The 21728-nt window shown below is 63.1% G+C and carries 17 protein-coding genes; 4 read left to right on the top strand and 13 right to left on the bottom strand.

Annotated features, from left to right (window positions below; all coding sequences use genetic code 11):
- Positions 1–87: 87 nt before the first annotated feature.
- From ABVN20_RS25265 to glgA, 5 genes are read right to left on the bottom strand one after another with little or no spacing between them, the layout of a single operon-like run.
- A complete protein-coding gene (locus ABVN20_RS25265; RefSeq protein ID WP_368558487.1) occupies positions 88–414 on the bottom strand; it encodes a DUF2934 domain-containing protein in 327 nt (108 codons plus the stop codon).
- Positions 398–3187, bottom strand: coding sequence for a malto-oligosyltrehalose synthase (locus ABVN20_RS25260; protein WP_368558486.1), 2790 nt, complete (start codon positions 3185–3187; stop codon positions 398–400). The genes ABVN20_RS25265 and ABVN20_RS25260 overlap by 17 nt, the downstream gene beginning before the upstream one ends.
- Positions 3184–5262, bottom strand: coding sequence for a 4-alpha-glucanotransferase (malQ, locus tag ABVN20_RS25255; protein WP_368558485.1), 2079 nt, complete (start codon positions 5260–5262; stop codon positions 3184–3186). The genes ABVN20_RS25260 and malQ overlap by 4 nt, the downstream gene beginning before the upstream one ends.
- A complete protein-coding gene (gene treZ / locus ABVN20_RS25250) occupies positions 5259–7055 on the bottom strand; it encodes a malto-oligosyltrehalose trehalohydrolase (RefSeq protein WP_368558484.1) in 1797 nt (598 codons plus the stop codon). Before treZ ends, malQ begins: the two co-directional genes overlap by 4 nt.
- Before the next feature lie 13 nt (positions 7056–7068).
- Positions 7069–8655, bottom strand: a complete 1587-nt coding sequence (gene glgA, locus ABVN20_RS25245) for a glycogen synthase GlgA (RefSeq protein WP_368558482.1) — start codon at positions 8653–8655, stop codon at positions 7069–7071.
- 555 nt (positions 8656–9210) lie between these two features.
- Between glgA and ABVN20_RS25240 the strand changes: the two genes are divergently transcribed.
- Together ABVN20_RS25240 and nudC are read left to right on the top strand one after the other, a co-directional pair.
- Positions 9211–10023 (top strand): crotonase/enoyl-CoA hydratase family protein, encoded by an 813-nt coding sequence (locus tag ABVN20_RS25240; RefSeq protein WP_368558481.1) that lies wholly within the window; start codon positions 9211–9213, stop codon positions 10021–10023.
- Positions 10024–10029: 6 nt separating this feature from the next.
- A complete protein-coding gene (gene nudC / locus ABVN20_RS25235) occupies positions 10030–10860 on the top strand; it encodes an NAD(+) diphosphatase (RefSeq protein WP_368558480.1) in 831 nt (276 codons plus the stop codon).
- On the opposite strand, the gene ABVN20_RS25230 is transcribed toward nudC, so the two are convergent.
- Positions 10828–11607, bottom strand: coding sequence for a TSUP family transporter (locus tag ABVN20_RS25230; protein WP_368558479.1), 780 nt, complete (start codon positions 11605–11607; stop codon positions 10828–10830). The genes nudC and ABVN20_RS25230 overlap by 33 nt on opposite strands.
- Before the next feature lie 203 nt (positions 11608–11810).
- Entirely contained in the window at positions 11811–13049 is a 1239-nt protein-coding gene (locus tag ABVN20_RS25225) for an acyl-CoA dehydrogenase family protein (RefSeq protein WP_368558478.1), read from the bottom strand.
- Between the two features lie 332 nt (positions 13050–13381).
- Here ABVN20_RS25225 and sfnG point away from each other — a divergent pair, with 332 nt between their 5' ends.
- The gene (gene sfnG / locus ABVN20_RS25220; RefSeq protein ID WP_368558477.1) at positions 13382–14473 is read left to right on the top strand and encodes a dimethylsulfone monooxygenase SfnG; all 1092 of its coding nucleotides are present in this window, start codon (positions 13382–13384) and stop codon (positions 14471–14473) included.
- Between the two features lie 116 nt (positions 14474–14589).
- On the opposite strand, the gene ABVN20_RS25215 is transcribed toward sfnG, so the two are convergent.
- Entirely contained in the window at positions 14590–15066 is a 477-nt protein-coding gene (locus tag ABVN20_RS25215) for a DUF1348 family protein (RefSeq protein WP_368558475.1), read from the bottom strand.
- A gap of 56 nt (positions 15067–15122) precedes the next feature.
- Positions 15123–15686, bottom strand: coding sequence for a TetR/AcrR family transcriptional regulator (locus ABVN20_RS25210; RefSeq protein WP_368558473.1), 564 nt, complete (start codon positions 15684–15686; stop codon positions 15123–15125).
- Positions 15687–15927: 241 nt separating this feature from the next.
- On the opposite strand from ABVN20_RS25210, the gene pssA reads away from it, so the two are divergent.
- Positions 15928–17271, top strand: coding sequence for a CDP-diacylglycerol--serine O-phosphatidyltransferase (gene pssA / locus ABVN20_RS25205; protein WP_368558472.1), 1344 nt, complete (start codon positions 15928–15930; stop codon positions 17269–17271).
- Between the two features lie 124 nt (positions 17272–17395).
- Here pssA and efeO (ABVN20_RS25200) read toward each other — a convergent pair whose 3' ends face one another.
- The 4 genes from efeO (ABVN20_RS25200) to efeU form a co-directional block, all read right to left on the bottom strand.
- Positions 17396–18220 carry an iron uptake system protein EfeO gene (gene efeO / locus ABVN20_RS25200; protein WP_368558471.1) on the bottom strand — a complete coding sequence of 275 codons (825 nt, stop codon included), beginning with the start codon at positions 18218–18220 and terminating at the stop codon, positions 17396–17398.
- Between the two features lie 26 nt (positions 18221–18246).
- Entirely contained in the window at positions 18247–19536 is a 1290-nt protein-coding gene (gene efeB / locus ABVN20_RS25195) for an iron uptake transporter deferrochelatase/peroxidase subunit (RefSeq protein ID WP_368558470.1), read from the bottom strand.
- Between the two features lie 17 nt (positions 19537–19553).
- Positions 19554–20753: an iron uptake system protein EfeO gene (gene efeO / locus ABVN20_RS25190; protein WP_368558469.1), complete on the bottom strand. Its 1200-nt coding sequence runs from the start codon at positions 20751–20753 to the stop codon at positions 19554–19556.
- Between the two features lie 134 nt (positions 20754–20887).
- Entirely contained in the window at positions 20888–21727 is an 840-nt protein-coding gene (gene efeU, locus ABVN20_RS25185) for an iron uptake transporter permease EfeU (protein ID WP_368558468.1), read from the bottom strand.
- Position 21728: the final 1 nt, after the last annotated feature.

Raw genomic sequence — 21728 nt, 5'->3', positions numbered from 1 at the left:
CAGGTATAGAGTTGAGTTGGTTTTTTTCGGGACGAATTCGTCCACCGTGGCGAGATCACTCGCCACGCTCGGTTCACGGGTTAAACGTCAGACCGCCGGCGGTTTACGTGCTGCGCGGGGTTTCTTTTCGGCGGACTTTTCCCCAGGCGGCACGACCTTCGCCGCCGCGGCCGGCTTGGCCTTGGCTTTGGCCTTCGGCTCGCCCGCCTTGCCGTTCGCGACCTTGGCGGTGGCCGTCTTGGTGGCGGGCGTTTTGCTGCCGCTGGCCTTGGGCGATTTTTTCGGGGCGAGGGCTTCGGCTTCAGCCAGTTTGCGCGCCATTTCCCAGTGGCGGGCCTCATGGCCTTCCGGTTTGCCCTCCGACTCCCAGATCTGATAGGCAAATTCGCGAATGCGTTTATCGTCTGTACTCATCGCCATGCTCCTGAACCGAACTCAAGGATTGGATAAAGAGATTGACCGGGAAGTCTCCCAGCGCAGCGCCAATCGTCAGTTCCCTGTTTTTTGTGACTGCGACGCTTGCAAAAAGTCCCTTCAGATTTTCTTCAGGGGAGGTGAACGGTAATTGCACCCGCGTATCGCCCCAACGGGGCGCGTCAACGTGGGGTTCGGCACTGTTTTTCAGCAGCCCGGCGCAGCGAATCGGCACGATCACGATGGCCCGTTGTTGCCCATGGGTACGGGCAAACGCCAGCACCCGATGGGCCTCACTGCCGACCACTTCCAGCGCCTCGTAGCTGCCACGACTGAACAGCTCGGCATGCTCGGCGCGCAGGCGTAATGTGCGGGCAATCAAGGCTTGCTTGATGCGCCCGTCCCGCCAGTTGGCCAGCAGCGCCTGCGGCTCGAGATCGCTGGCGATGGCCTGCTGGCGGCTGGCGTAATCCACCGGGCGCCGGTTATCCGGATCGACCAGCGAGAAGTCCCAATACTCGTTGCCCTGGTAAAGATCAGGTATGCCCGGCACGGTCATGCGCAGCAAAGTTTGCGCCAGGCCGTTGAGGGCGCCAGGCACGGCGATGGCCATCGCGGCTTTTTCCAGGGCGCTGCGCAACCATTCGCCCTCGGTGCTTTGCAGCAACCGTTCGAGAAACTGCCGGCTGGCCTGTTCGTAGGCGTCATTGGGCGCGCTCCAGCTGCTTTGCAGTTTGGCCTCGCGCAAGGCTTTCTGCTGCCACTGCCACACCCGTTGGGTGTAGTCCTTCAGGGCGGCGCTGTCGTCGCTGTGCAGATCCAATGGCCAGCTGCCGAGCAGGGCCTGATACAGAATCAGCTCATCGCCGGCCGAGGGCATGTGGTCGTCTTCGCGCAACGGTCGGGCCAGGGTTTGCCACAGCGGCACTTGCTCGGCGAACCAGGCGCTGCGCTCGCTCAACACCGCCAGCCGGACGCGGCTGTCCTCGCCGCGTTTGTGGTCATGGGTGGCGGTGGCCAGCAGGTTGTGCGGAAAAGTTTGCAGACGATTGAGGCACTCGGCATGGAAGTCGGCGGGCGGAGCGCTGAACTGTTCGGTGCTGAATCCCACGTCGTTGCGCGACAACAGCACCGCCGAGCGGTAGAACGCGGTGTCTTCCACGGCCTTGGCCGCCGCTGGCGAGGTCAGTTGCTGGAAACGCACGCAGGCATGCCGCAGGATCTTGCGCGAACGCCCCCTTGGCCGCTGGCGCCAGGTCTCGCCGCCGAGCCAGCGGGCCAGGCAATCGAGCACCGGCCAGTCGGCTTCGCCGAGGGTTTGTCGGGCGCCGTCCATGGCCTGCTGGAAAAATACTTCGTCCTGCGCCGAGCGACCACAGGGGCTGATGTAGGTGCGGTACACCGGGAAGTGCACGATCAGTTCCTGCAACGCCCGGCGGATCGCGCCAAGAGTCAGGTCGCGGGTCATCAGGTCGTCGCGGGCCACCTGCAACAGAGCCTGGGCGACACTCTCGAAATCACCGGCCAGCGAGCCGTTGAGGATCTGCTGGCGTGCCAGTTGCGCTTCCTGGGCAAAGTCCGCGGGCCGCTCGCTGACGCGCTGCCACAACTGGCCAAGCGTGTCGGCGCCGGCAGGGTCGTGTTGCAGCAACGACAACTGGTTCATGAATTCATAGCCGGTGGTACCGTCCACCGACCAGTCGCGGTGCAGGGTTTCACCTTCACCGAGAATCTTCTCGACGTAGATCGGCAAGTGCCGCTGCGGCGACAGGCTGTCGACCCGACGGCGCAACTTGCGGCAGTAACCGCGAGGGTCGGCCAGGCCGTCGATGTGGTCGATGCGCAACCCGTCGATCAGGCCCTGGGCGATCAGCTCGAAAATTTTCGCGTGGGTCGCCTCGAACACCGCGGGGCGTTCGACGCGCAGGCCGCCCAGTTCGTTGATATCGAAAAAGCGCCGCCAGTTGATGTCGTCTGCCGCCGTGCGCCAACTGGCCAGTCGGTAGCTCTGCTGCTCCAGCAACTGGTGCAGACGCTGGAAACCGTCCGCGGTCTGAGAGTCGTAGCTCTTGAGGTTGCGCTCGATGGTTTGCAACACCGCCGGGTCGCGGGCCAGCTCGCGCAGTTCCTCTTGCAGCGGTCTCGCCAGGCTGTGGGCGTCGGTCTGGTAGCTCAAGGTGCTGAAGCGGTCGGCCAATGCCTTGAGCTGCTCGTGGTCAGCGCGCAGCAATTCACCGTAGTGCATCGGGCAGATCGGGAAATGGTGGTCGTAGTGCTCGACATGAAAGGCACCGCGCTGCGCATCGAAATGCAAGGGCAGGGTGCCGTCCTGCAAGGCAACGCCGTAATCGCTGCCCAGGAACGGCAGCAGCAACTGGCCTTCCATCAGCGGGTCGGGGGAATGCCACTGGATGTCGAAGAACTCGCCGTAAGGGCTCAACCGGCCCCAGGCCAGCAGGTCCAGCCACCAGGGGTTGTCGCCGCCACCGACGGCCATGTGGTTGGAGACGATGTCGAGGATCAGCCCCATATCGTGGGCGCGCAGGGCATCGACCAGCCGCCGCAGTGCCGCTTCGCCGCCCAGTTCCGGGTTGACCCGGGTGGGGTCGACCACGTCGTAGCCGTGCATGGAACCGGCGCGGGCGCTGAGCAAGGGTGAGGCGTAGACATGGCTGATGCCCAGGCGGGCGAAGTAGGGCACCAGCGGCACCGCCTGATCGAGGGTAAAGCCCTTATGAAATTGCAGGCGCAGCGTGGCGCGAGGCGCACTCATCGGTCACGCTCGGCAGCCTGAAGGCGCGCACAGGCCAGCAACTCCAGGCGTCGGGCGGCGTCGTCGCCGTCGAGCAGGGTTTCGCTGTCGCCGGGCAGGCGGCGCGACCAGTTCGGGTGAGTGTGCACCGTGCCTGGCAGGTTGGCCTGCTGCTCAATGCCCAGGGCATCCTCCAGCGGCAGCAACACCAGCGGCGCACGGGTGTGGCCGAGAAAGCGAATGGCCGCGTCGAGCACCTGGTCGGTTTCGTTGTGTTCCTCGCGAAAGTTCTGCGGGTCTTCGCTGAGCACCCGGCGCAGCCCCTCGCGTTCACGTTCGCGGTGCTGGCGCCAGTCGATTTCACCCTGGCCATCGACCAGGCCAAGCCTGGAGTTCCAGTCGATGTCGCGACCATGCCACCAGCCATTGAGCGTGGGCAGGTCATGGGTGCTGGTGGTGGCGAGGGCGCTGTCGGGCCAGTCGAGTATCGGCTTGAAGTGTGCGTTGTCCTGCTCGAACAGCATCACGCGCATGCCGAGGATCGAGCGGGCTATGAGTTTTTCCCGCAGGCCGTCGGGCACTGTGCCCAGGTCTTCACCGAGGACGATGGCCTGATGGCGATGGGATTCGAGCGCCAACAGGCGCAACAGGTCGTCGATGGGGTAATAAAGGTAGGCCCCGTCAGCGGGCGGCGAGCCATTGGGAATCACCCACAGTCGTTGCAGGCCCATGACGTGATCAATGCGCAGGCCGCCGGCGTGGGCGAAGTTGGCCCGCAGCATTTCAATGAACGCGCGAAAGCCATTGCGCACCAGGCCTTCGGGGGAAAACGCGGAAATGCCCCAGCCCTGACCCTGGCGATTGAGAATATCCGGCGGCGCACCCACGGTCAGTGACGCGAGCAATTCATCCTGGCGGCTCCAGGCCTGGCTGCCACCGCCGTCGGCCCCGACCGCAAGGTCGGCGATCAGGCCGATGCTCATGCCGGCGCTGCGGGCCGCCGCTTGCGCACGTTCCAGGCAGCGGGTGATCAGCCATTGGCAGAAGGCAAAGTAACCGATGCGCCCGGCGTTCTCTTCGGCGAAGGCCGCCAATGCGGCGCTGCGCGGGTCGCGCCATTGTTCGGGCCACTCGCGCCAGTCCAGCGATTCGCCCTTGGCTGCACGGATTTCCTGAATCGCTTCGAAGCGGCAGTGATTTTCCAGGGCTTCGCCGGCGGCATGGCGATAACTGCTGAAGTCGGCGTGCAGGGGGTGTTCGCCGTGGACGAAGCCTTCGTATAACGCCTGCAACACGCGCTGTTTGACTTCAGCGGCAACGGGCCAGTCGATCAGCGGCAGCGCTTCAAGATGCTTGAGGTCGGCCGCCAGTCCGGTGCTGTCGATGGCCGTACGCAGGGCACGTTCACCGAGGATCGCTCCGGGGGCGGCGTACAGGCTGTTGAGGAAAAGGCGGCTGGAGGGCGAGTAGGGGCTGTAGCGTTGCGTGTCGCTGCTGAACATCGCGTGCAGCGGGCTGATCGCTACCGCTTCGGCACCGCGTTCACCGGCCACCCGCACCAGATCTTCCAGGGCCTGGGTGTCGCCGAATCCGCCGTCGCCGGGCCGGCGCAGCGAATACAACTGCACGCTCAGGCCCCAGGCACGCGGGATCGGATTGTCCACGGCATCGCCGACGCTGTAGCAGCGGGTCGGTGCCACGGCCAGGGTAAACGACTGGCCGTCGATGTCGACGTGCTGGTAACCGACCGGGATCAACCCGGGCAATACGGCCTCGCCGTTGAGTTTCAGGTTGAGGCGGGCGCCGTCTTCGAGGTGAACCTCGCACGGGGTTTCAGGCGCGAAGTAGCGCGACAGATCCAGGCCTGCGCCAAAGTCGACGGTCAACAGCGGCGGCAGGTGCCGGGTCAGTTGCACCTGTTGCAATTCCAGCAGGCTGGCGTCGATTTCCTGGGTGGTGGCGGCCGGGTGACCCAGGCCAATCAGTACGTTGCGTAAAACCGCCGGCTCGACTTTTTGCGCTCGGCCATTGGCGTCGATCCAGTCCACCGCCAGGCCCGCCTGGGTCGCCAGTATTTCCAGTTGTGCATCGCTCATGGGCGCTCTCCATCCGGGGGTTGCAAAGGGGCTGCAGCCGTGAGGCTGACGAGCGCGCTATAAGGGGCCAGGGTGCCCCGTTCCAGCAGGCCGGCGGATTGCGGCGGGTGTTCGAACAACAACGCTGCGTCGGCCTGTGGGGAGTGGACTACGGGCCGGTCGCTGAGGTTCAGGTCGATTCGCAGTTGACGGCCATTGCCCAGCCGCCAGCGTGCCGAGACTGCACCTGGGCCGAGGATGTCCGCGCCCAGCGCCTGGGTGCCGGGCAGGTGTTGGACCAGGTGTTCGTGGCGCAAGCGCAGCAATTGTCGATACAGCTGATAAACCGGCGATTGTTGCTCCGCTGTCAAATCCGGCCGCGAAGCTTCAAAGGTCTGCGGGTCGTTCGGGTCGGGGATCTGCTCACGCTTGTGCGGGTCGGCAAATGCACTGAACGCGGCAAACTCGCTGCGCCGTCCTTCACGCACCAGCTTGGCCAGCTCACCGTGGTGGCTGGTGAAGAACAGGAACGGCTCCGGGGCGGCGAACTCGTCACCCATGAACAGCAGCGGAATCATCGGCGACAGCAGCAACAGCGCCGTGGCGGCTTTCAAGGCATCGGGGTGAGCCAACTGGTGCAGGCGTTCACCAAAGGCGCGGTTGCCGATCTGGTCATGGTTCTGCAAAAACAGCACGAAGGCGTTGGGCGGCAAATGTCCGCTGGGCTCACCGCGAGCTTCGCCATGGTGGTTGATGTGCCCCTGGAAGACAAAACCCTGGCTCAGACAAAGGGCCAGTTGCTCGGTGGGGTTGTCGGCGTAATCCGCGTAATAGGCGTCGGTTTCACCGGTCAGCAGCACGTGCAGGGCGTTATGGCCGTCGTCGTTCCACTGCGCGTCGTAGCCTTGCTCCAGCAGACTCGCCTGGTTGTGTTCGTTCTCGAGGGTAAGCCACACATGCCGCGCCGGGTCGACGTGGTCCCGCACCCGGCGCGCCAGCTCCTGGAGAAAGTCCGGGCTCTGGATGGCGTGTACCGCGTCGAAGCGCAGGCCGTCGAAGTGGTATTCCAGCAGCCACATCAGCGCGTTGTCGATGAAGAAGTCCCGCACTTCGCGCTGGCGAAAGTCGATCGCCGCACCCCAGGGGGTGTGCTTGTCTTCGTTGAAAAAGCCCTTGGCGTAACGATGCAGGTAATTGCCGTCGGGGCCGAAGTGGTTGTAGACCACGTCGAGGATCACCGCCAGGCCGTGGCCGTGGGCGGTGTCGATCAGGTGTTTGAGTTGTTCGGGGGTGCCATAGGACGCCTGGGGCGCGTAGGGCAGGACCCCGTCGTAGCCCCAGTTGCGTTCACCGGGAAATTGCGCGATCGGCATCAGCTCGATGGCGGTGATGCCCAGTTCCACCAGGCGCGCCAGTTGCTGTTCGACGGCCGCGAAACCGCCCAGCGCGCCAACGTGCAACTCGTAGATGACCGCCTCATTCCACGGCCGCCCCAGCCAATGACTGTTCTGCCAGGCATAGGCTTGGGGGTCGACCACGATGCTGTGGCCGGTGATATCGCCATCCTGTGCCCGCGAGGCGGGGTCGGGGACTTCGATTTCACCGTCGATGTTGTAGCGGTAACGCGTACCCGCCTTGCAGCGGGTCTTGATCACGAACCAGCCATCAGCCTGAGGCAGCAGCGGCAAGGATTGTCCGTTTTCCAGTTCGACACTGACAAAAAACGCATCAGGCGCCCACAAGGCAAAACGCGTGTGCTCTGCGTCCAGCATGATTGCGCCGTGGGGCCAGGTCTCGAGGGTCCGTAACGGCATTGTTGAAAACCTCTTATTGTTTGTGCGCTTTCCCCAAGGCCTTGGCGACCAGTTGTTCATAGAGTTCGGCATAGGGTTCGACGGCTTTGCACCAGTTGAATGGCGCGGCCATCGCGCGGCAGCGCATGGCGTTGAGCAGGCCGGGGAACTCGAACACCTTGAAGGCCCGGCTCAGGGCTTCCTGGTAGCTTTCCACGGTGGATTCGTCGAACAGGAAACCGGTCACGCCGTTTTCGATGGTGTCGGCCAGGCCGCCGGTATTGCGCGCCACCGGCAACGAACCGAAGCGCTGGGCGTACATCTGGCTCAGGCCGCAAGGCTCGTAACGCGACGGCATCAGCAGGAAGTCACTGCCGGCGAACATGCGCCGCGCATCGGTTTCGTTGAAGCCAATGCGCACGCCGATCTGCCCGGGGAAACGCAGGGCCAGTTCGCGCATCGACTGTTCTTCTTCCGGCTCGCCGCGACCGATGATCGCGATCTGCCCGCCGGATTTGACAATGTACTCAGACACCGCTTCGGTCAGGTCCAGGCCTTTCTGGTAGACCAGGCGTGACACCACGGCAAACAGCGGGCCTTCGGAGTCCGCCAGGCCGAACAGCTCACGCACGTGGGCGGCGTTGACCGCCTTGCCTTCCCAGTCGCCAATGGCGAACGGGCGGAACAGGTGCGCATCGGTGGCGGCGTCCCAGCTCTCGTCGATGCCATTGGGAATACCGCTGAGCAGGCCTTGCTGGGTCTTGGACGCGAGGAAGCCATCCAGGCCGCAACCGAACGCCGGGGTGGTGATTTCCTGGGCATAGGTGGCGCTGACCGTGGTGATGTGGCTCGAATAGGCCATGCCGGCCTTGAGGAACGACATCTTGCCGTAGAACTCCATGCCTTCCTGTTGCAGGGCATGGGCGGGTATGCCCAGCTCCGGGCAGCAGCCCAGGCTGGTCACGCCCTGATAGGCGAGGTTGTGAATGGTGAACAGGGTCGGTGTGCGCTGCCCGCGCCAGTGCATGTAGGCCGGCGCCAGGCCGGCGGGCCAGTCGTGGGCGTGGACCAGGTCCGGGCACCAGTGAATCTGCGCCAGGTTGGCGGCGATATCGGCGGCGGCCAGGCCCAGGCGGGCGAAGCGGATGTGGTTGTCCGGCCAGTCGCGGCCGTTGTTGGCGCCGTAGGGCGAACCTTCGCGCTCGTAGAGTTCAGGGCAGATCAATACATAGATGACCAGGCCGTCGGGCATGTCCATGCGCCCGATCTTGCACGGTGGCAAGGCGGCATGCCCGCCGAGCTCACCAATGATGTGAATCGGGTTTTCGCTGTGCAGCACTTGCGGATAACCGGGGATCAACACGCGCACGTCGTGCAGGTGTGCCATCGCCCGGGGCAGTGCCGCCGATACGTCACCCAGGCCGCCGGTCTTGACCAGGTCGGCGATTTCCGAGGTCACGAACAACACGCGCTTTCTGTTGGGATTCTGATGAGCCACCGGCGTCATTGGCCGGTTGGCCGGTACGCTGATCGACTGGGCACTCGGAGTGCTGACAGTGCTCGATTCCCCGACCGGCTGATGAGCACGCTCTCCCTGAATATCTAATGCCGCACTAATCATCTGAATCTCCCGTGTTGTTGATCTGTTCCTAATCTGGCAAACGGTATTTCGTGGCCAAATCCTGTGGCCAGGCGCAAACGCGCGACGCATCGGCAAGCAAGTGCTGGCCATGCGTTCAAGCAGATTGGCTGGGATGGACGCTGCAAGGAATGCACCAGTCGCAACGCACCTACCTGTCAGATGACCGGCCACAAATGGCAAAAGTTTCGATTATTTTTGCGCTTTGTGACCGACCGGTTTTGCTTCGCGAAAATGAGTCTAGGCCAGAACTTAGAGCGGTGAAGTGCGGATAGCAAAATTGTTCGACAATCGGTCCGAAGCGGTACGAACGTTCCGCAGAGCGCGGAAAATGTTCCGACGAAGTGCACTTTTTTCGCTAAAAAGGCCCTGAAAAGTCACCGGGTCGTCACATCAATGTGCAAGGCCGTAAGCTGTGCCTGCACCGCGGTGGTGCGCACGGGTCCCGCTTTTGGCCGAACCGCTGCCTGACGGTCACCGGGCCTGCCTTGTTATAGTTCGGGCCTCATTTTTGCCCGGTAAAAAAGGATCACTGCCATGTCCCAATACAGCGCGTTCACCGTCGAACTGGCCGATAACATTGCCCACGTGCAAATCAATCGTCCGGAGAAGATCAATTCGATGAATGCGGCGTTCTGGAGCGAAATCATCGAGATCTTCCAGTGGGTCGATGACACCGACGAAGTGCGGGTGGTGGTGCTCAGCGGTGCCGGTAAACACTTTTCTTCCGGCATCGACCTGATGATGCTGGCCAATGTCGCCAACGAATTGGGCAAGGACGTGGGCCGCAATGCGCGCCTGCTGCGCCGCAAGATCCTCGCGTTGCAGGCCTCGTTCAATGCCGTCGACAACTGCCGCAAGCCGGTGCTCGCCGCCATTCAGGGCTACTGCCTGGGCGGGGCCATCGACCTGATCGCCGCCTGTGACATGCGTTACGCCGCCGAGGACGCGCAGTTCTCGATCAAGGAAATCGACATCGGCATGGCGGCCGACGTCGGCACCCTGCAACGCTTGCCGCGGATCGTCGGGGACGGCATGCTACGTGAGCTGGCGTACACGGGGCGCTCGTTCGGCGCCGAGGAAGCGCGCAGCATCGGCCTGGTCAATCGTGTCTACAGCGATGCCGCCAGCCTGCTCGATGGGGTCATGGGCATCGCCCGCGAGATCGCCAGCAAGTCGCCGATCGCCATCACCGGCACCAAGGAGATGATCAGCTACATGCGCGATCATCGCATCGACGACGGCCTCGAATACGTCGCCACGTGGAACGCCGCCATGCTGCAATCCAATGACCTGCGCGTGGCCATGGCCGCCCACATGAGCAAACAGAAACCCGAATTTCTGGATTGATTGACAATGATTTCACGCTGGACCACCGCAGTACTGGACACCGATCAAGCGGGCGGCTGGGCCGTTGCGCGCAGCCCCGAAGGCTTCCTGTTCGACGACAATGGCGCCTTGTTTCCCCGTGATTGGCTCAAACGCCAGGAATTGTCGGTCATTTCCGAGCATGGCATCGGCCACCTCGACGGCGAGCCGGTGTACCTGCTGGAGCTGCGCAGCGCCGCCGATGTGCCCGGTTGTAACTGGAAGGGCCTGCGTGCGTTCATGCTCGACGGCGACCACGTGATCTACAAAGTGCTCGGTTATGCCGCGCAGATTGGCACCTGGGCCCGTGAACACCGCTTTTGCGGCAATTGCGGGCAGCCCACGCAACAGGTCACCCTGGAGCGGGCCATGTACTGCGCGCCCTGCGACCTGCGTTATTACCCGCGCATTTCGCCGAGCATGATCGTGCTGATCACCCGCGGCGATGAAATCCTGCTGGCCCGTTCACCACGGTTCGTCACCGGGGTCTACAGCACGCTGGCAGGCTTTGCCGAACCTGGCGAATCGGCTGAGGACTGCCTGATTCGCGAGGTGCGCGAAGAGGTGCGCATCGAGGTGAAGAACATCCAATACATGGGCAGCCAGTGCTGGCCGTTCCCGCATTCGATGATGCTCGGCTTTCACGCCGAGTACGCCGGGGGCGAGATCGTCTGTCAGGAAGACGAGATCGAAGACGCCCAGTGGTTCAACGTGCACGAGCTGCCGCCGTTGCCGGCGTCACGCTCGATTGCCCGTTACCTGATCGACGTCTATGTGGCGCGCCGCTTAGGCCACGCTGAACCAGTGCTGCCAGGCTAGGCGCACGGTCAGACCCAGCACCACGGTGATGAACACCGGGCGAATGAACTTGGCGCCGCCGCTGATGGCCGAGCGGGCGCCAAAGAACGCCCCGACCATCACCGACAGGCCCATGCACAGGCCGATGATCCAGTCCACCTGCCCGGAAAACACGAACACCGACAGCGCCGCAATGTTGCTGACGAAGTTCATGCTGCGCGCCACGCCACTGGCCTTCACCAGGTCGATGGGGTACATGAGCATGCTGCTGACGGTCCAGAACGCGCCGGTGCCAGGCCCGGCCACGCCGTCGTAGAAACCGAGGGTGAAGCCCTGGGTCGATTGCCACTTCTTCTTGATCGGCGCATCAGCGTCCAGCGGCGCCTTGGGCGTGCCACCGAACAACAGGTAGATGCCGCAGGCGAAGACGATCACAGGCAGCATCTTGTTCAGCCACTCGGCGGGCAGGTAGTGCGCGACGATGGCGCCGGACAGCGCCCCGACCAGGGTGCCGATGATGGCGTGCATCCACTGGCGTGGATGGAACAGCTTGCGCCGATAGAAGGTGAAACTGGCGGTGGCCGAGCCAAAGGTCGAACTGAGTTTGTTGGTGCCCAGCACCAGGTGCGGCGGCAGGCCGGCGGTGAGCAATGCCGGCGTGGTCAACAGGCCACCACCACCGGCGATGGCGTCGATGAAACCGGCAATGAAAGCGACGAGGGCCAGGATGGCCAGGGTAGTGAGGTCAACGCTGAGTTCGAAAGGCATGGAATCGGCTTAATTCGGCAGGGTGTACAGCAAGGGGCTGCGGGGAAGGGCCGATAGTCTACCTGTATCCAAAGATTGCAGCGACCTGTATGCCTTCCCTGTAGGAGCGAGCTTGCTCGCGATGGCGGTGTGTCATTCACACCTATGGTGGCTGGCATGGCCTCATCGCGAGCAAGCTCGCTCCTACAGGGGGTGTGTTTTTATCAGTTTGTGGCAGGCCCATTCCCAATCTGCCACACATACGGCGGCTCGGTGCCGTTGATCGCCCAATCGCCGACAATCCGTGCCTTGTAGATCACCGGGTTATGCGACGACACCGTGCGCGCATTGCGCCAATGCCGATCCAGGGCCTTGCCCTGGCGCACATCCGACGCCCCCAGCGCATTGAACAACTGGCTGGTGGCCCGCTGGATCAACTCCGAAACCACCACCTGAGCAGTCGCCGATTCGATTTCGGCGTCGACATTGGCCGCGCGTTCCAGCGCCTCATCTCCCGAGAACCGCGCCAGGTATGCCCGTTGCGCCGGCTGTGCAGCCTTCAAGGCGCTGGCCTCGGCGGCATAGACCAGCGCCGCCACTTCACCCACCACCTGCTGGATCTGCGCGTCGTCACTGACACGCGGGGCGTTGCCATGGCTGTAGATGCGCTGGCGTGCACGGACCTGCTGCGCCACATCGCGTAGCGCCGCGCGGCCGATGCCGGCCAGGGTGGCGAGCAGCACCAATTGGTAGAACGCCGTCTGGTATTTGAAGCGTGTGGCGAAGTCGATGATGTGGTCCGCGTCGACCTCGGCATCGACAAAGCGCGACGTGCCGCTGCCGGTGGTGCGCTGGCCGAAGCCGTCCCAGTCATCGCTCTGCACGATCCCCGGCTGGCGGGTGCGCACCGCCGCGATCACGTCGCCACCGGTGTCGCTGCGCTGGGCATAGACGTCGATCCAGTCGGAAAACAGGCTGCCGGTGCTGTAGAACTTCTCGCCGTTGAGACGCCAGCCGTCGCCCTGGGGCGAGACCTTGGTCACCACGTCGCCGATGGCCACGGTGCCGATTTCGGTCCAGGCGCAACCGACGATGTCGCCGTCGACGAAGCGCTTGAACCACAGGTCCCGTGCCGGCCCGGGCGTGGCGTTGAGGCGGTCTTCGGCAAAAGCGAAGTGCCCGCGCAGGGCTTGCGGCACGTTGGAGTCGGCTTCGGCCAGCTCGATCAGCAACTCGAACAACTGCGGCAGCGATGCACCGCCACCGCCGTACTCCACAGGCACCCGCACCGCGCCAAACCCGGCCTGCTTGAGCCACTGGATCGGCTCGTACGGCAGGCTGCGCGAGTGTTCACGTTCAACCGCGCCCTCGGCGATGCGCTGGAAGATCGGGCGAAAGCGTGCGGCGAGGGTGGGGTAGTCGGTGCCGGTGGACAGCGGGTTGATGATCTGGTGTTCGGTCATGGGGACAGCTCCTTGGGTCGGCAGTGGATGCCGAGGGGATTGCAGGGTCCATGCCGGGTGGGGAGGGGCAGGGTTTACAGGGCTCGCAGCCCCGCAAACGCCCCCAACTGTTGCTCCACCAACAGCCGCAACACAATTTGCCCTGACACACCACAGCCCCTCCCTGTAGGAGCGAGCATGCTCGCGATGGTGGATCAGACACCGCTGGCTCGCAGGCACCCCGCGTCATCGTTGACGTCCATCGCGAGCAAGCTCGCTCCTACAGGGAGGTGCAATCCTCAATGGCACACTTGCTGCTCTATCTCTTGGCACATCCCCAACATCCCGAGGACATGCCAATGAGTCAGCAAGCCGTCAAATTTGCCTACTGGGTGCCGAACGTCAGCGGTGGGCTGGTGGTCAGCAAGATCGAGCAACGGACCCACTGGGGCATCGACTACAACCGCAAGCTGGCGCAACTGGCCGAGGCGGCGGGGTTTGACTATGCCCTGACGCAGATTCGCTTCACCGCCGGCTATGGTGCGGAATACCAGCACGAGTCCGTCGCCTTCAGTCATGCGCTGCTGGGCGCAACGACCACGCTGAAAGTCATCGCAGCGATCCTGCCCGGCCCCTGGCAACCGGCGCTGGCGGCCAAGCAACTGGCGACCATCGACCAGCTGACCAACGGGCGCATCGCGGTGAATATCGTCAGCGGCTGGTTCAAGGGCGAGTTCCAGGCCATCGGCGAGCACTGGCTGGAGCACGACGAGCGCTATCGTCGCTCGGAAGAGTTCATCCGTTCGCTCAAGGGCATCTGGAGCCAGGACAACTTCACCTTCCGCGGTGACTTCTATCGCTTCGACAACTACACCCTCAAGCCCAAGCCACTGGGTACGCCGGAAATCTTCCAGGGCGGCAGCTCCCGTGCGGCGCGGGACATGGCGGCACGCGTGTCGGACTGGTATTTCACCAACGGCAACACCCCGGAAGGCATCAAGGCCCAGGTCGACGATATTCGCAGCAAGGCCGCGGCGAACCAGCACTCGGTGAAAATCGGCGTGAACGCTTTCATCATCGCCCGCGACACCGAGGAAGAAGCCCGCGCCGTGCTCGCGCAAATCATCGACCAGGCCGACCCGGAAGCGGTGAACGCCTTTGGTGACGCGGCGAAGCAAGCGGGCAGGGCGTCGCCGGAGGGTGAGGGCAACTGGGCGAAATCGACTTTCGAGGACCTGGTGCAATACAACGACGGCTTCAAGACCAACCTGATCGGCACGCCCGAGCAGATTGCCGAGCGGATCGTCGCGTTGAAGGCGGTGGGCGTGGATCTGGTGCTGGCGGGGTTCCTGCACTTCCAGGAAGAAGTGGAGTATTTCGGGCGGCGGGTGTTGCCGTTGGTGCGGGAGTTGGAGGCGCAGGTGAGGCAGGCTGAGGTGGCTTGATCACGAAAGCAATCAATGTGGGAGCGAGCCTGCTCGCGATAGCGGAGTGTCAGTCACAATATTCGCGACTGACACTCCCTCATCGCGAGCAGGCTCGCTCCCACAGTTTATGTCGCTTAGAGTCCGAGCTCGGATAGCCCCGGATGATCATCCGGGCGACGCCCCAGCGGCCAGTGGAACTTGCGCTCGCTTTCCTTGATCGGCATGTCGTTGATGCAGGCGAAGCGGTGGGCCATCAGGCCGTTTTCGTCGAATTCCCAGTTCTCGTTACCGTAGGACCGGAACCAGTTGCCCGAATCATCGTGCCATTCGTAGGCGTAGCGCACGGCAATGCGGTTGCCGGTGAAAGCCCAGAGTTCCTTGATCAGGCGATAGTCCAGTTCCTTGGCCCATTTGCGGGTCAGGAAGGCCTTGGCTTCCTCGCGGTTGTTGGCGAACTCCGCGCGGTTACGCCACTTGGTATCGAGGGTGTAAGCCAGGGACACACGCGCCGGGTCGCGGGAGTTCCAGCCATCCTCGGCCAGGCGGATTTTTTCGATGGCCGATTCACGGGTGAAGGGCGGCAATGGCGGACGAACTTCAGCGTTAGACATAACAGTGCTCCTTATTCAAAGTAAGTTGAAGCAAGTTGTCGGGCTCGGTGAAAGTGTTACAGGTCCAATAACTTACGCGCCATGCATTGCGCATTATCGGCGGCACTGAGATCACCCATGACCAGCGCGAGGGTAATGGCACCGTCGATCAAGATCAGCAGCTCTTTGGCCTGCGTTTCCGGGTCTGTGGCGCCATGTTCGGTACACAGCTCGCACACGTAGTCGAGCAGTTTCTGTTTATGTTCCTTGGCCACCAGCCGCACCGGGTCTTGCGGGTCGCCGGTTTCGCCGCTGGTGTTGATGAAAGCGCAGCCGCGGAAGCCTTCGGAGGCGAACCAGCTGCCTAGCACGGTAAACAGGTTGAGCAGGCGCTCGGCCGGGGTCGGGGCCTGGTCGACAGCGGTTCGGTACCAGAGCATCCAGCGTTCGTCGCGCCGTTGCAGGGCGGCGACGACCAGCTCCTCCTTGTTGGCGAAGTAGCGGTAGATGCTCTTCCTGGAGACGCCGGCGGTTTTCACCAGAAGGTCCATGCCAGTGGCGGCGATGCCACTTTTGTAGATCAACTTTTCGGTGACGTCCAGGATGATGTCGCGTGTGTCGTTGCTGGTGATTTCGTTCATGGGAGATACAGTAGAACGATCGTTCTCCTTGGTCAAATTTTATTTTTGTTTTGTCTGGGAGGGCCTCATCGCGAGCAGGCTCGCTCCCACAGTGATCGGTGTGAACACAATAGATTAATCACCCATGCCCCCTGTGGGAGCGAGCCTGCTCGCGATGCGGTCAAGACCGACATCGGGCAGACCCCAGCCCCTCCATGGTGTAAGCTCACCCCCTCTGTGAATTCGACCCATTGCGAGTCCTATGCCGTCGCTTTTCAAACGCTCCCTGCTGCCCAAACTGCGCAGTTTCCCGCTGACCGCCGAGTCTGTGACCTTCCTGTCCGGCGCGGCCGAGTTCCGTCGTTGCCTGCTGGATAAAATCGCCGCCGCGACCCAGCGTATCTATATCGTCGCGCTGTACCTGCAACAGGACGAAGCCGGCCAGGAAATCCTCGATGCCCTGCACGCCGCCAAACTGGCCCGTCCGGAACTGGAAGTGGTGGTGGTCGTCGACTGGCTGCGCGCCCAGCGTGGCCTGATCGGTGCCGGCAAGCAGCCGGGCAATTCGGCCTGGTACCAGGAAATGACCCGCACCCACGAAAGCGTGGTGCCGATCTACGGCGTGCCGGTGCAAACCCGCGAGCTGTTCGGGGTGCTGCACCTCAAGGGCTTCGTGATCGACGATTGCGTGGTCTACAGCGGCGCCAGCCTGAACAACGTGTACCTGCACAAATTCGACAAGTACCGCTACGATCGCTATCAGTTGCTGCAGAACCGCGCCCTGGCCGATTCGATGCATCACCTGGTCAAGCACGGCCTGGTGGCCTCCAAGGCGGTGCATCGCCTCGACCTGCCGAACCTGCCCACCACTCGCAGCCTGCGCAACGACATCGGCGATTTGCGCAGCCGTCTCAAGCACGCGACGTACGACACCACCGCGGGCACCACGGAAAAGGGCGAGTTGTCGGTCAGCCCGCTACTGGGCGTGGGCAAGAACAACCCGTTGAACCGGGTGATCTGCGAGCTGATCGCCAGCGCCCAGCGGCAACTGACCATCTGCACGCCGTACTTCAACCTGCCGCTGGCGGTGACCCGGGAAATCAACCGGGCGCTGGCCCGGGGGGTGAAGATCGACATCGTGGTCGGCGACAAGACCGCCAACGATTTCTACATCCCGCCGAGCGAGCCGTTCAAGGTGATCGCGGCGCTGCCGTACCTGTACGAGATCAGCCTGCGGCGTTTCGCCAAGCGTCACCATCGCAGCATCGACAGTGGGCAGTTGAACCTGCACCTGTGGAAGGACGGCGATAACACCTATCACCTCAAGGGCATGTGGATCGACCAGCGCTATACCTTGCTGACCGGCAACAACCTCAACCCGAGGGCGTTCCGCCTCGATCTGGAAAATGCCTTGCTGATCGACGACCCGAAAGGGGAATTGCTGGAGCCGCGCCGCAAGGAGTTGGGGGAGATTTTCCAGCACACCACGCGCATCGAGCGCTATCAGGCGTTGGAGACCTTGCCGGAGTACCCGGCCGGGGTGGCCAAGTTTCTCAAGCGGGTGAGCCGGGTGCGGATTGAGCGGTTGCTTTACCGCATTCTGTAAAAGCTTGATCCTGACCCTTTGTGGGAGCGAGCCTGCTCGCGATGGTCTGTCAGGTTAATCAGTGGCTGCTGAAAAACCTCGCGAGCAGGCTCGCTCCCACAGGGGTTTGGGTTGGATTAGATAATCAGTTCAACCCCAACTTCCCACGCAACGTCGACAAGTCTTCCGCCAGGGTATTGACCGGTCCGACCAGCGCCTTGCGGTCGTTTTCCTTGACCTTGTCGTAGGTTTCGAAACCCCCGTCCTTGGTCTTGTACTTGGCCAGGGTCTTGTTCACCGTGGCGAAGTTCTTGTCGACCTTGGCGATGAAGGCGGGGTCCTGTTTCTCGATCTGCGGACGGAACAGGTCGACGATTTTCTTCGCGCCGTCGATGTTGCCCTGGAAGTCATACAGGTCGGTGTGGCTGTAGCGATCTTCCTCGCCGGAGATCTTGGTCGCGGCCACTTCTTCGAGCAGTGCGGCGGCGCCACCCACCACTTTCTCCGGCGGGAAGGTCAGGCCGGCCACGCGGGTTTGCAGGTCCAGGACGTCCTTGTTCAGGCCGTCGGCCAACTCGCCCAGGCCTTTGGTGCTCTTCTCGGAAAACAACGAATACTCGAGGCGGTGGAAACCGGTGAAGTCTTCGGCCTTCACGCCTTTCTCGTGGTCGTCAACGCGGGAGTCAATGGAAGCGTCGAGGTCGCTGAACAGTTCGGCAATCGGCTCGATCGACTCGTAGTACACGCGGGTCGGCGCGTAGAGTTTCTGTGCGGTGGCCAGGTCACCCTTTTTCACCGCGTCGGTGAATTGTTGGGTGTGGCTGGCCAGTTCGTCCAGTTGCTCGGTGACGTAGATCTTGTAGTCCGAGATCGGCCCGACCAGCTCCAGCGGCGCCGTCGCCGCGAAAGCCGAGAACGGGGTGTTGAGCAAACCGAGGGTCAGCAATACAGCGAGTGGCGACTTTTTCATGAGCGGGCTCCGTTGGGGACTGTGTGTCAGGCGGTTTTTGTTGGTTGTGTGGCTTGCAGCAGCGAGCGACCGATGAAGTCCTGGTCGCCCGTGACACCCGGCAGGGTGAAGAAGTACCCGCCGCCGACTGGCTTGAGGTATTCCTCCAGCGGCTCGCCGTTGAGTCGGGTCTGTACGGTGATGAAGCCTTTTTCCAGGTCGGCCTGGTAGCAGATGAACAGCAGGCCCATGTCCAGCTGGCCGTTCTTGTTCACGCCGTTGGAATAGTTGAACGGCCGGCGCAGGATCAGGTTGGCTTGGCTCGCGGCGGTGCGCGGGTTGGCCAGGCGGATGTGCGCGTCGAGCTTGGTCAGCTTGCCTTCGGGGTCGCGGGTGTAGTCCGGCACTTCGGTCTCATGGGCGCCCCCCATGGGCGCGCCGGTGCTCTTGACCCGGCCGAGGATGCTTTCCTGTTCCTGCAAGGGCGTGCGGTCCCAGCGCTCGACGAAGTTGCGGATGATCCGCACCGCCTGGTAGCTGCCATGGGCGGCCCAGGACGGCTCGTCGCTGCCGGGTTGCAGCCAGACGACGCGGTCCATGGTCTTGGCGTCGTTGGAGTTCGGGTTGGCCGAACCGTCGCGGAAACCGAGGAAGTTGCGTGCGCTTTGCGCGGGTACACCGGGTTTCGCCGGGGCCTGTGGCGGCACGCTGCCTTCCTGTTTCCAGCGCACCAGCAGCAGGTCCGGCAGGTTTTTCACGATGTCGCGCAGGGCGTGGATGTTGGTGTCGGCGGTGTTGGCGCAGAACTGCAGGCTCAGGTCGCCATGGCAGCAATCGGCTTCCAGCGCGTCATTGGGGAAGCCGACCATGCGGCTCAAGCGTTTGGGCTTGGCGTCAGCCAGGCCGAAACGCTCGTCGAACAGCGAGTCGCCGACCGACACGGTGATGGTCAGGTTGTCCGGGGTCACCACCGGGCCGAGGATGCCGGAATCTACCGGCGGCAGTTTTGGGTCGACCTGGGCCACCGGACCACCCTTCATCAGGAAGGCAATGCGCGCGTTGAGGGTGCGGAACAGCCGCTCCAGGTCGTCACGGTCGCTGGCCAGCACGTCGAACGCGACCAGCATGCCGGCGGCCGGGCGCGGGGTGACGATGCCGCTCTGGTGCAGGCCATGGAAATCGTGGCGGTCTTCGGTGCGGTCGCTGCTCGGCGCCTCGGTGACTTGCGCGGGGCTGGCGGCCATGGCCGGGCAACTCAGTGCCGAGCCTGCGAGGGCGACACCGGCGGCGCCCATGCCCATCAGTACTCGGCGACGTTGAAGGTTCAGTTCGTTCATCTGTTTCAAGTCTTCTGCTACAGGCCGGAAAGGCCGAGGGCGGGGTCGATGGCGTCGAGTGCATGGGCCAGTGCCTTGGCCTTGTCGGCGATCTGTTTGCGTTGCTCGCTGCTGACGCTGTCGTAACTGGCGTAGCCGTCCTTGACCTTCAGGCCATTGAGTTCGCTATCGAGGCTGGTCAGCGCGTTGTCTATCTGCGGCAGCAGGTCGGCGGCGGATTTGCCCAGCAACGGCCGCAGCAGGTCGACGACCTTGCGCACCGCGTCGAGGTTGCCGGCGAAACCGGCGAGGTCGGTGTGGCTGTAGCGTTCTTCTTCGCCGCTGCTGGCGCGCACGTCACCGAGGTTGTTGAGATTGCGCACCAGGATGCTCACCAGTTGCTCGGGTGGCAGCGACTGGGCCAGCAGTTGTTGCTTGAGTGTGGTGACGTCGGTCAGCAGTTGCTGGGCGATGGGCGTCAGGCCGTCGAGGTTGCGTTGCTGGAACAGCGCATATTCCAGGCGATGGAAGCCGCTGAAGCCTGGGTCCTGCTCGCGTTTTTCGAAATAGTCGGCGCGGGCGTTGATGCGGTTGTCGAGTTCGGCCAGGCGTTGCGCGGCTGGGGCCAGGCGTTGATAGGCGACGCGGGCCGGGACGTAAAGGGCCTGCGCCTGGGCCAGGTCACCGGCTTCGATGGCCTGTTCCAGCGCAGTCACCGATTTGATCAGCGCCGTGCCCTGGCTGCTCAGGTACACGCGGAACTCCGACAACGGCCCGACGAATGCGACCATCGACGGCTTGGCCTTGGCGGCGGCATCGGACGCGGCGGTCGGCGTCACGTGCAGGGTGCCGCGCGGGTTACTCAGCAGGCCGCAAGTAATCGCGTAATCGCCGGGCAGCAGGTTGGCGTTGATCACCTGGCTCAGGCCCGGGGCGATGTTCTCGCGCTCCTCGACCACCAGCACGCCGTCGAGGATTTCCCATTCGACGGCACGGTCCGAGCGGTTGACGATACGGAAACTGGCGCGACCGGCCGGTACCGTCAGGGCATTGGGCTCGCAACTGTGGGGGTGGATGGTCACCAGCACTTCGTCATGGTTGGCCTGACGCTTGGCCGCGGCCATCTTCGAGGCGTAATAAAACAGGCCACCGGCGGCGATCATCACGATCACCGAACCGGCCACCGCCCAGCGCAGGGCGCGGGGAGGGGAGGCTTGGGATGGGGCTTGGTTTGGCATGAGGGCCCTTACAGATTGAAATTCAAAAAATCACCGCCCAGACATGGGAATGCGGTCATCTGTGGGAGCGAGCCTGTTCGCGATGGGGCCACAGTCACCACGGTGCATCAGGTATTCCGCGTTATCGTTGACGATTATCGCGAGCAGGCTCGCTCCCACCGGAGGCGACTGCGGAGGCCGGGGAGGAAAAACATCACCAGCGCCACAACCAGATAGATCAGATAGGCGCCCAACGTGCTCACCGTCGGCGCTTCCTGGTAGCCGAACATGCCGGCCAGCACCGAGCCCAGCGGGCTGTCCATCGGCAGGGCGGCGCTGAAGTCGAAGAGCACGGTTTGCAGGTGGTTCCACACGCCAGCCTCATGCAGGGCCTGCACCGAGTTGGCGAGGATGCCGGCGGCCACCACCAGGATGAACAGGCCGGTCCAGCGGAAGAACGCCCCAAGGTTCAGGCGCATGCTGCCGCTGTAGATCAGGAAGCCGATGACGATCGCCAGAATCAGGCCGAGCAGGGCACCAATGGGCGCGCCCGGGCCTTCGCTCTGTTGAAATACCGCCAGCAGGAAGAACACCGTTTCCAGCCCTTCGCGGGCGACGGCGAAAAACACCATGGCGATCAGGGCGGTGACTTGGTGTTTCGAGCCGGTCAGCGCGTGATCCAGGGATTCATGCAGGGAATGCTTGATCGAACGCGCGACTTTGCGCATCCAGAACACCATGGAGCTGAGGATGCCGACGGCCACCAGACCGACCACGCCCTCGAACAGTTCCTGTTGTTTCTGCGGGAATTCGGCGCTGACCAGTTCCAGACCGCCACCGACCAGCAAGGCCAGGGCGGCGGCGAGGAATACGCCGATCCACACGGCAGGCATCCACTGGCCACGGCCGGTCTGCTTGAGGTAACTGGCAATGATGCCAACGATCAGCGCGGCTTCAATGCCTTCGCGCAACATGATCAGAAAGGGAACAAGCATT

Origin of the sequence: Pseudomonas sp. MYb118, assembly GCF_040947875.1 — a bacterium.
In the GTDB taxonomy this organism is placed as follows: Bacteria; Pseudomonadota; Gammaproteobacteria; order Pseudomonadales; family Pseudomonadaceae; genus Aquipseudomonas.
The sequence above is the reverse complement of the archived record's forward strand: the minus strand, read 5'-3'. Positions and strand labels throughout refer to the sequence as shown.

Bases quoted from the DNA above. Each gene is read 5' to 3' on its own strand.
- ABVN20_RS25265 (WP_368558487.1), bottom strand. From the start codon at position 414: ATGAGTACAGACGATAAACGCATTCGCGAATTTGCCTATCAGATCTGG.
- ABVN20_RS25260 (WP_368558486.1), bottom strand. From the start codon at position 3,187: ATGAGTGCGCCTCGCGCCACGCTGCGCCTGCAATTTCATAAGGGCTTT.
- malQ (WP_368558485.1), bottom strand. From the start codon at position 5,262: ATGAGCGATGCACAACTGGAAATACTGGCGACCCAGGCGGGCCTGGCG.
- treZ (WP_368558484.1), bottom strand. From the start codon at position 7,055: ATGCCGTTACGGACCCTCGAGACCTGGCCCCACGGCGCAATCATGCTG.
- glgA (WP_368558482.1), bottom strand. From the start codon at position 8,655: ATGATTAGTGCGGCATTAGATATTCAGGGAGAGCGTGCTCATCAGCCG.
- ABVN20_RS25240 (WP_368558481.1), top strand. From the start codon at position 9,211: ATGTCCCAATACAGCGCGTTCACCGTCGAACTGGCCGATAACATTGCC.
- nudC (WP_368558480.1), top strand. From the start codon at position 10,030: ATGATTTCACGCTGGACCACCGCAGTACTGGACACCGATCAAGCGGGC.
- ABVN20_RS25230 (WP_368558479.1), bottom strand. From the start codon at position 11,607: ATGCCTTTCGAACTCAGCGTTGACCTCACTACCCTGGCCATCCTGGCC.
- ABVN20_RS25225 (WP_368558478.1), bottom strand. From the start codon at position 13,049: ATGACCGAACACCAGATCATCAACCCGCTGTCCACCGGCACCGACTAC.
- sfnG (WP_368558477.1), top strand. From the start codon at position 13,382: ATGCCAATGAGTCAGCAAGCCGTCAAATTTGCCTACTGGGTGCCGAAC.
- ABVN20_RS25215 (WP_368558475.1), bottom strand. From the start codon at position 15,066: ATGTCTAACGCTGAAGTTCGTCCGCCATTGCCGCCCTTCACCCGTGAA.
- ABVN20_RS25210 (WP_368558473.1), bottom strand. From the start codon at position 15,686: ATGAACGAAATCACCAGCAACGACACACGCGACATCATCCTGGACGTC.
- pssA (WP_368558472.1), top strand. From the start codon at position 15,928: ATGCCGTCGCTTTTCAAACGCTCCCTGCTGCCCAAACTGCGCAGTTTC.
- efeO (WP_368558471.1), bottom strand. From the start codon at position 18,220: ATGAAAAAGTCGCCACTCGCTGTATTGCTGACCCTCGGTTTGCTCAAC.
- efeB (WP_368558470.1), bottom strand. From the start codon at position 19,536: ATGAACGAACTGAACCTTCAACGTCGCCGAGTACTGATGGGCATGGGC.
- efeO (WP_368558469.1), bottom strand. From the start codon at position 20,753: ATGCCAAACCAAGCCCCATCCCAAGCCTCCCCTCCCCGCGCCCTGCGC.
- efeU (WP_368558468.1), bottom strand. From the start codon at position 21,727: ATGCTTGTTCCCTTTCTGATCATGTTGCGCGAAGGCATTGAAGCCGCG.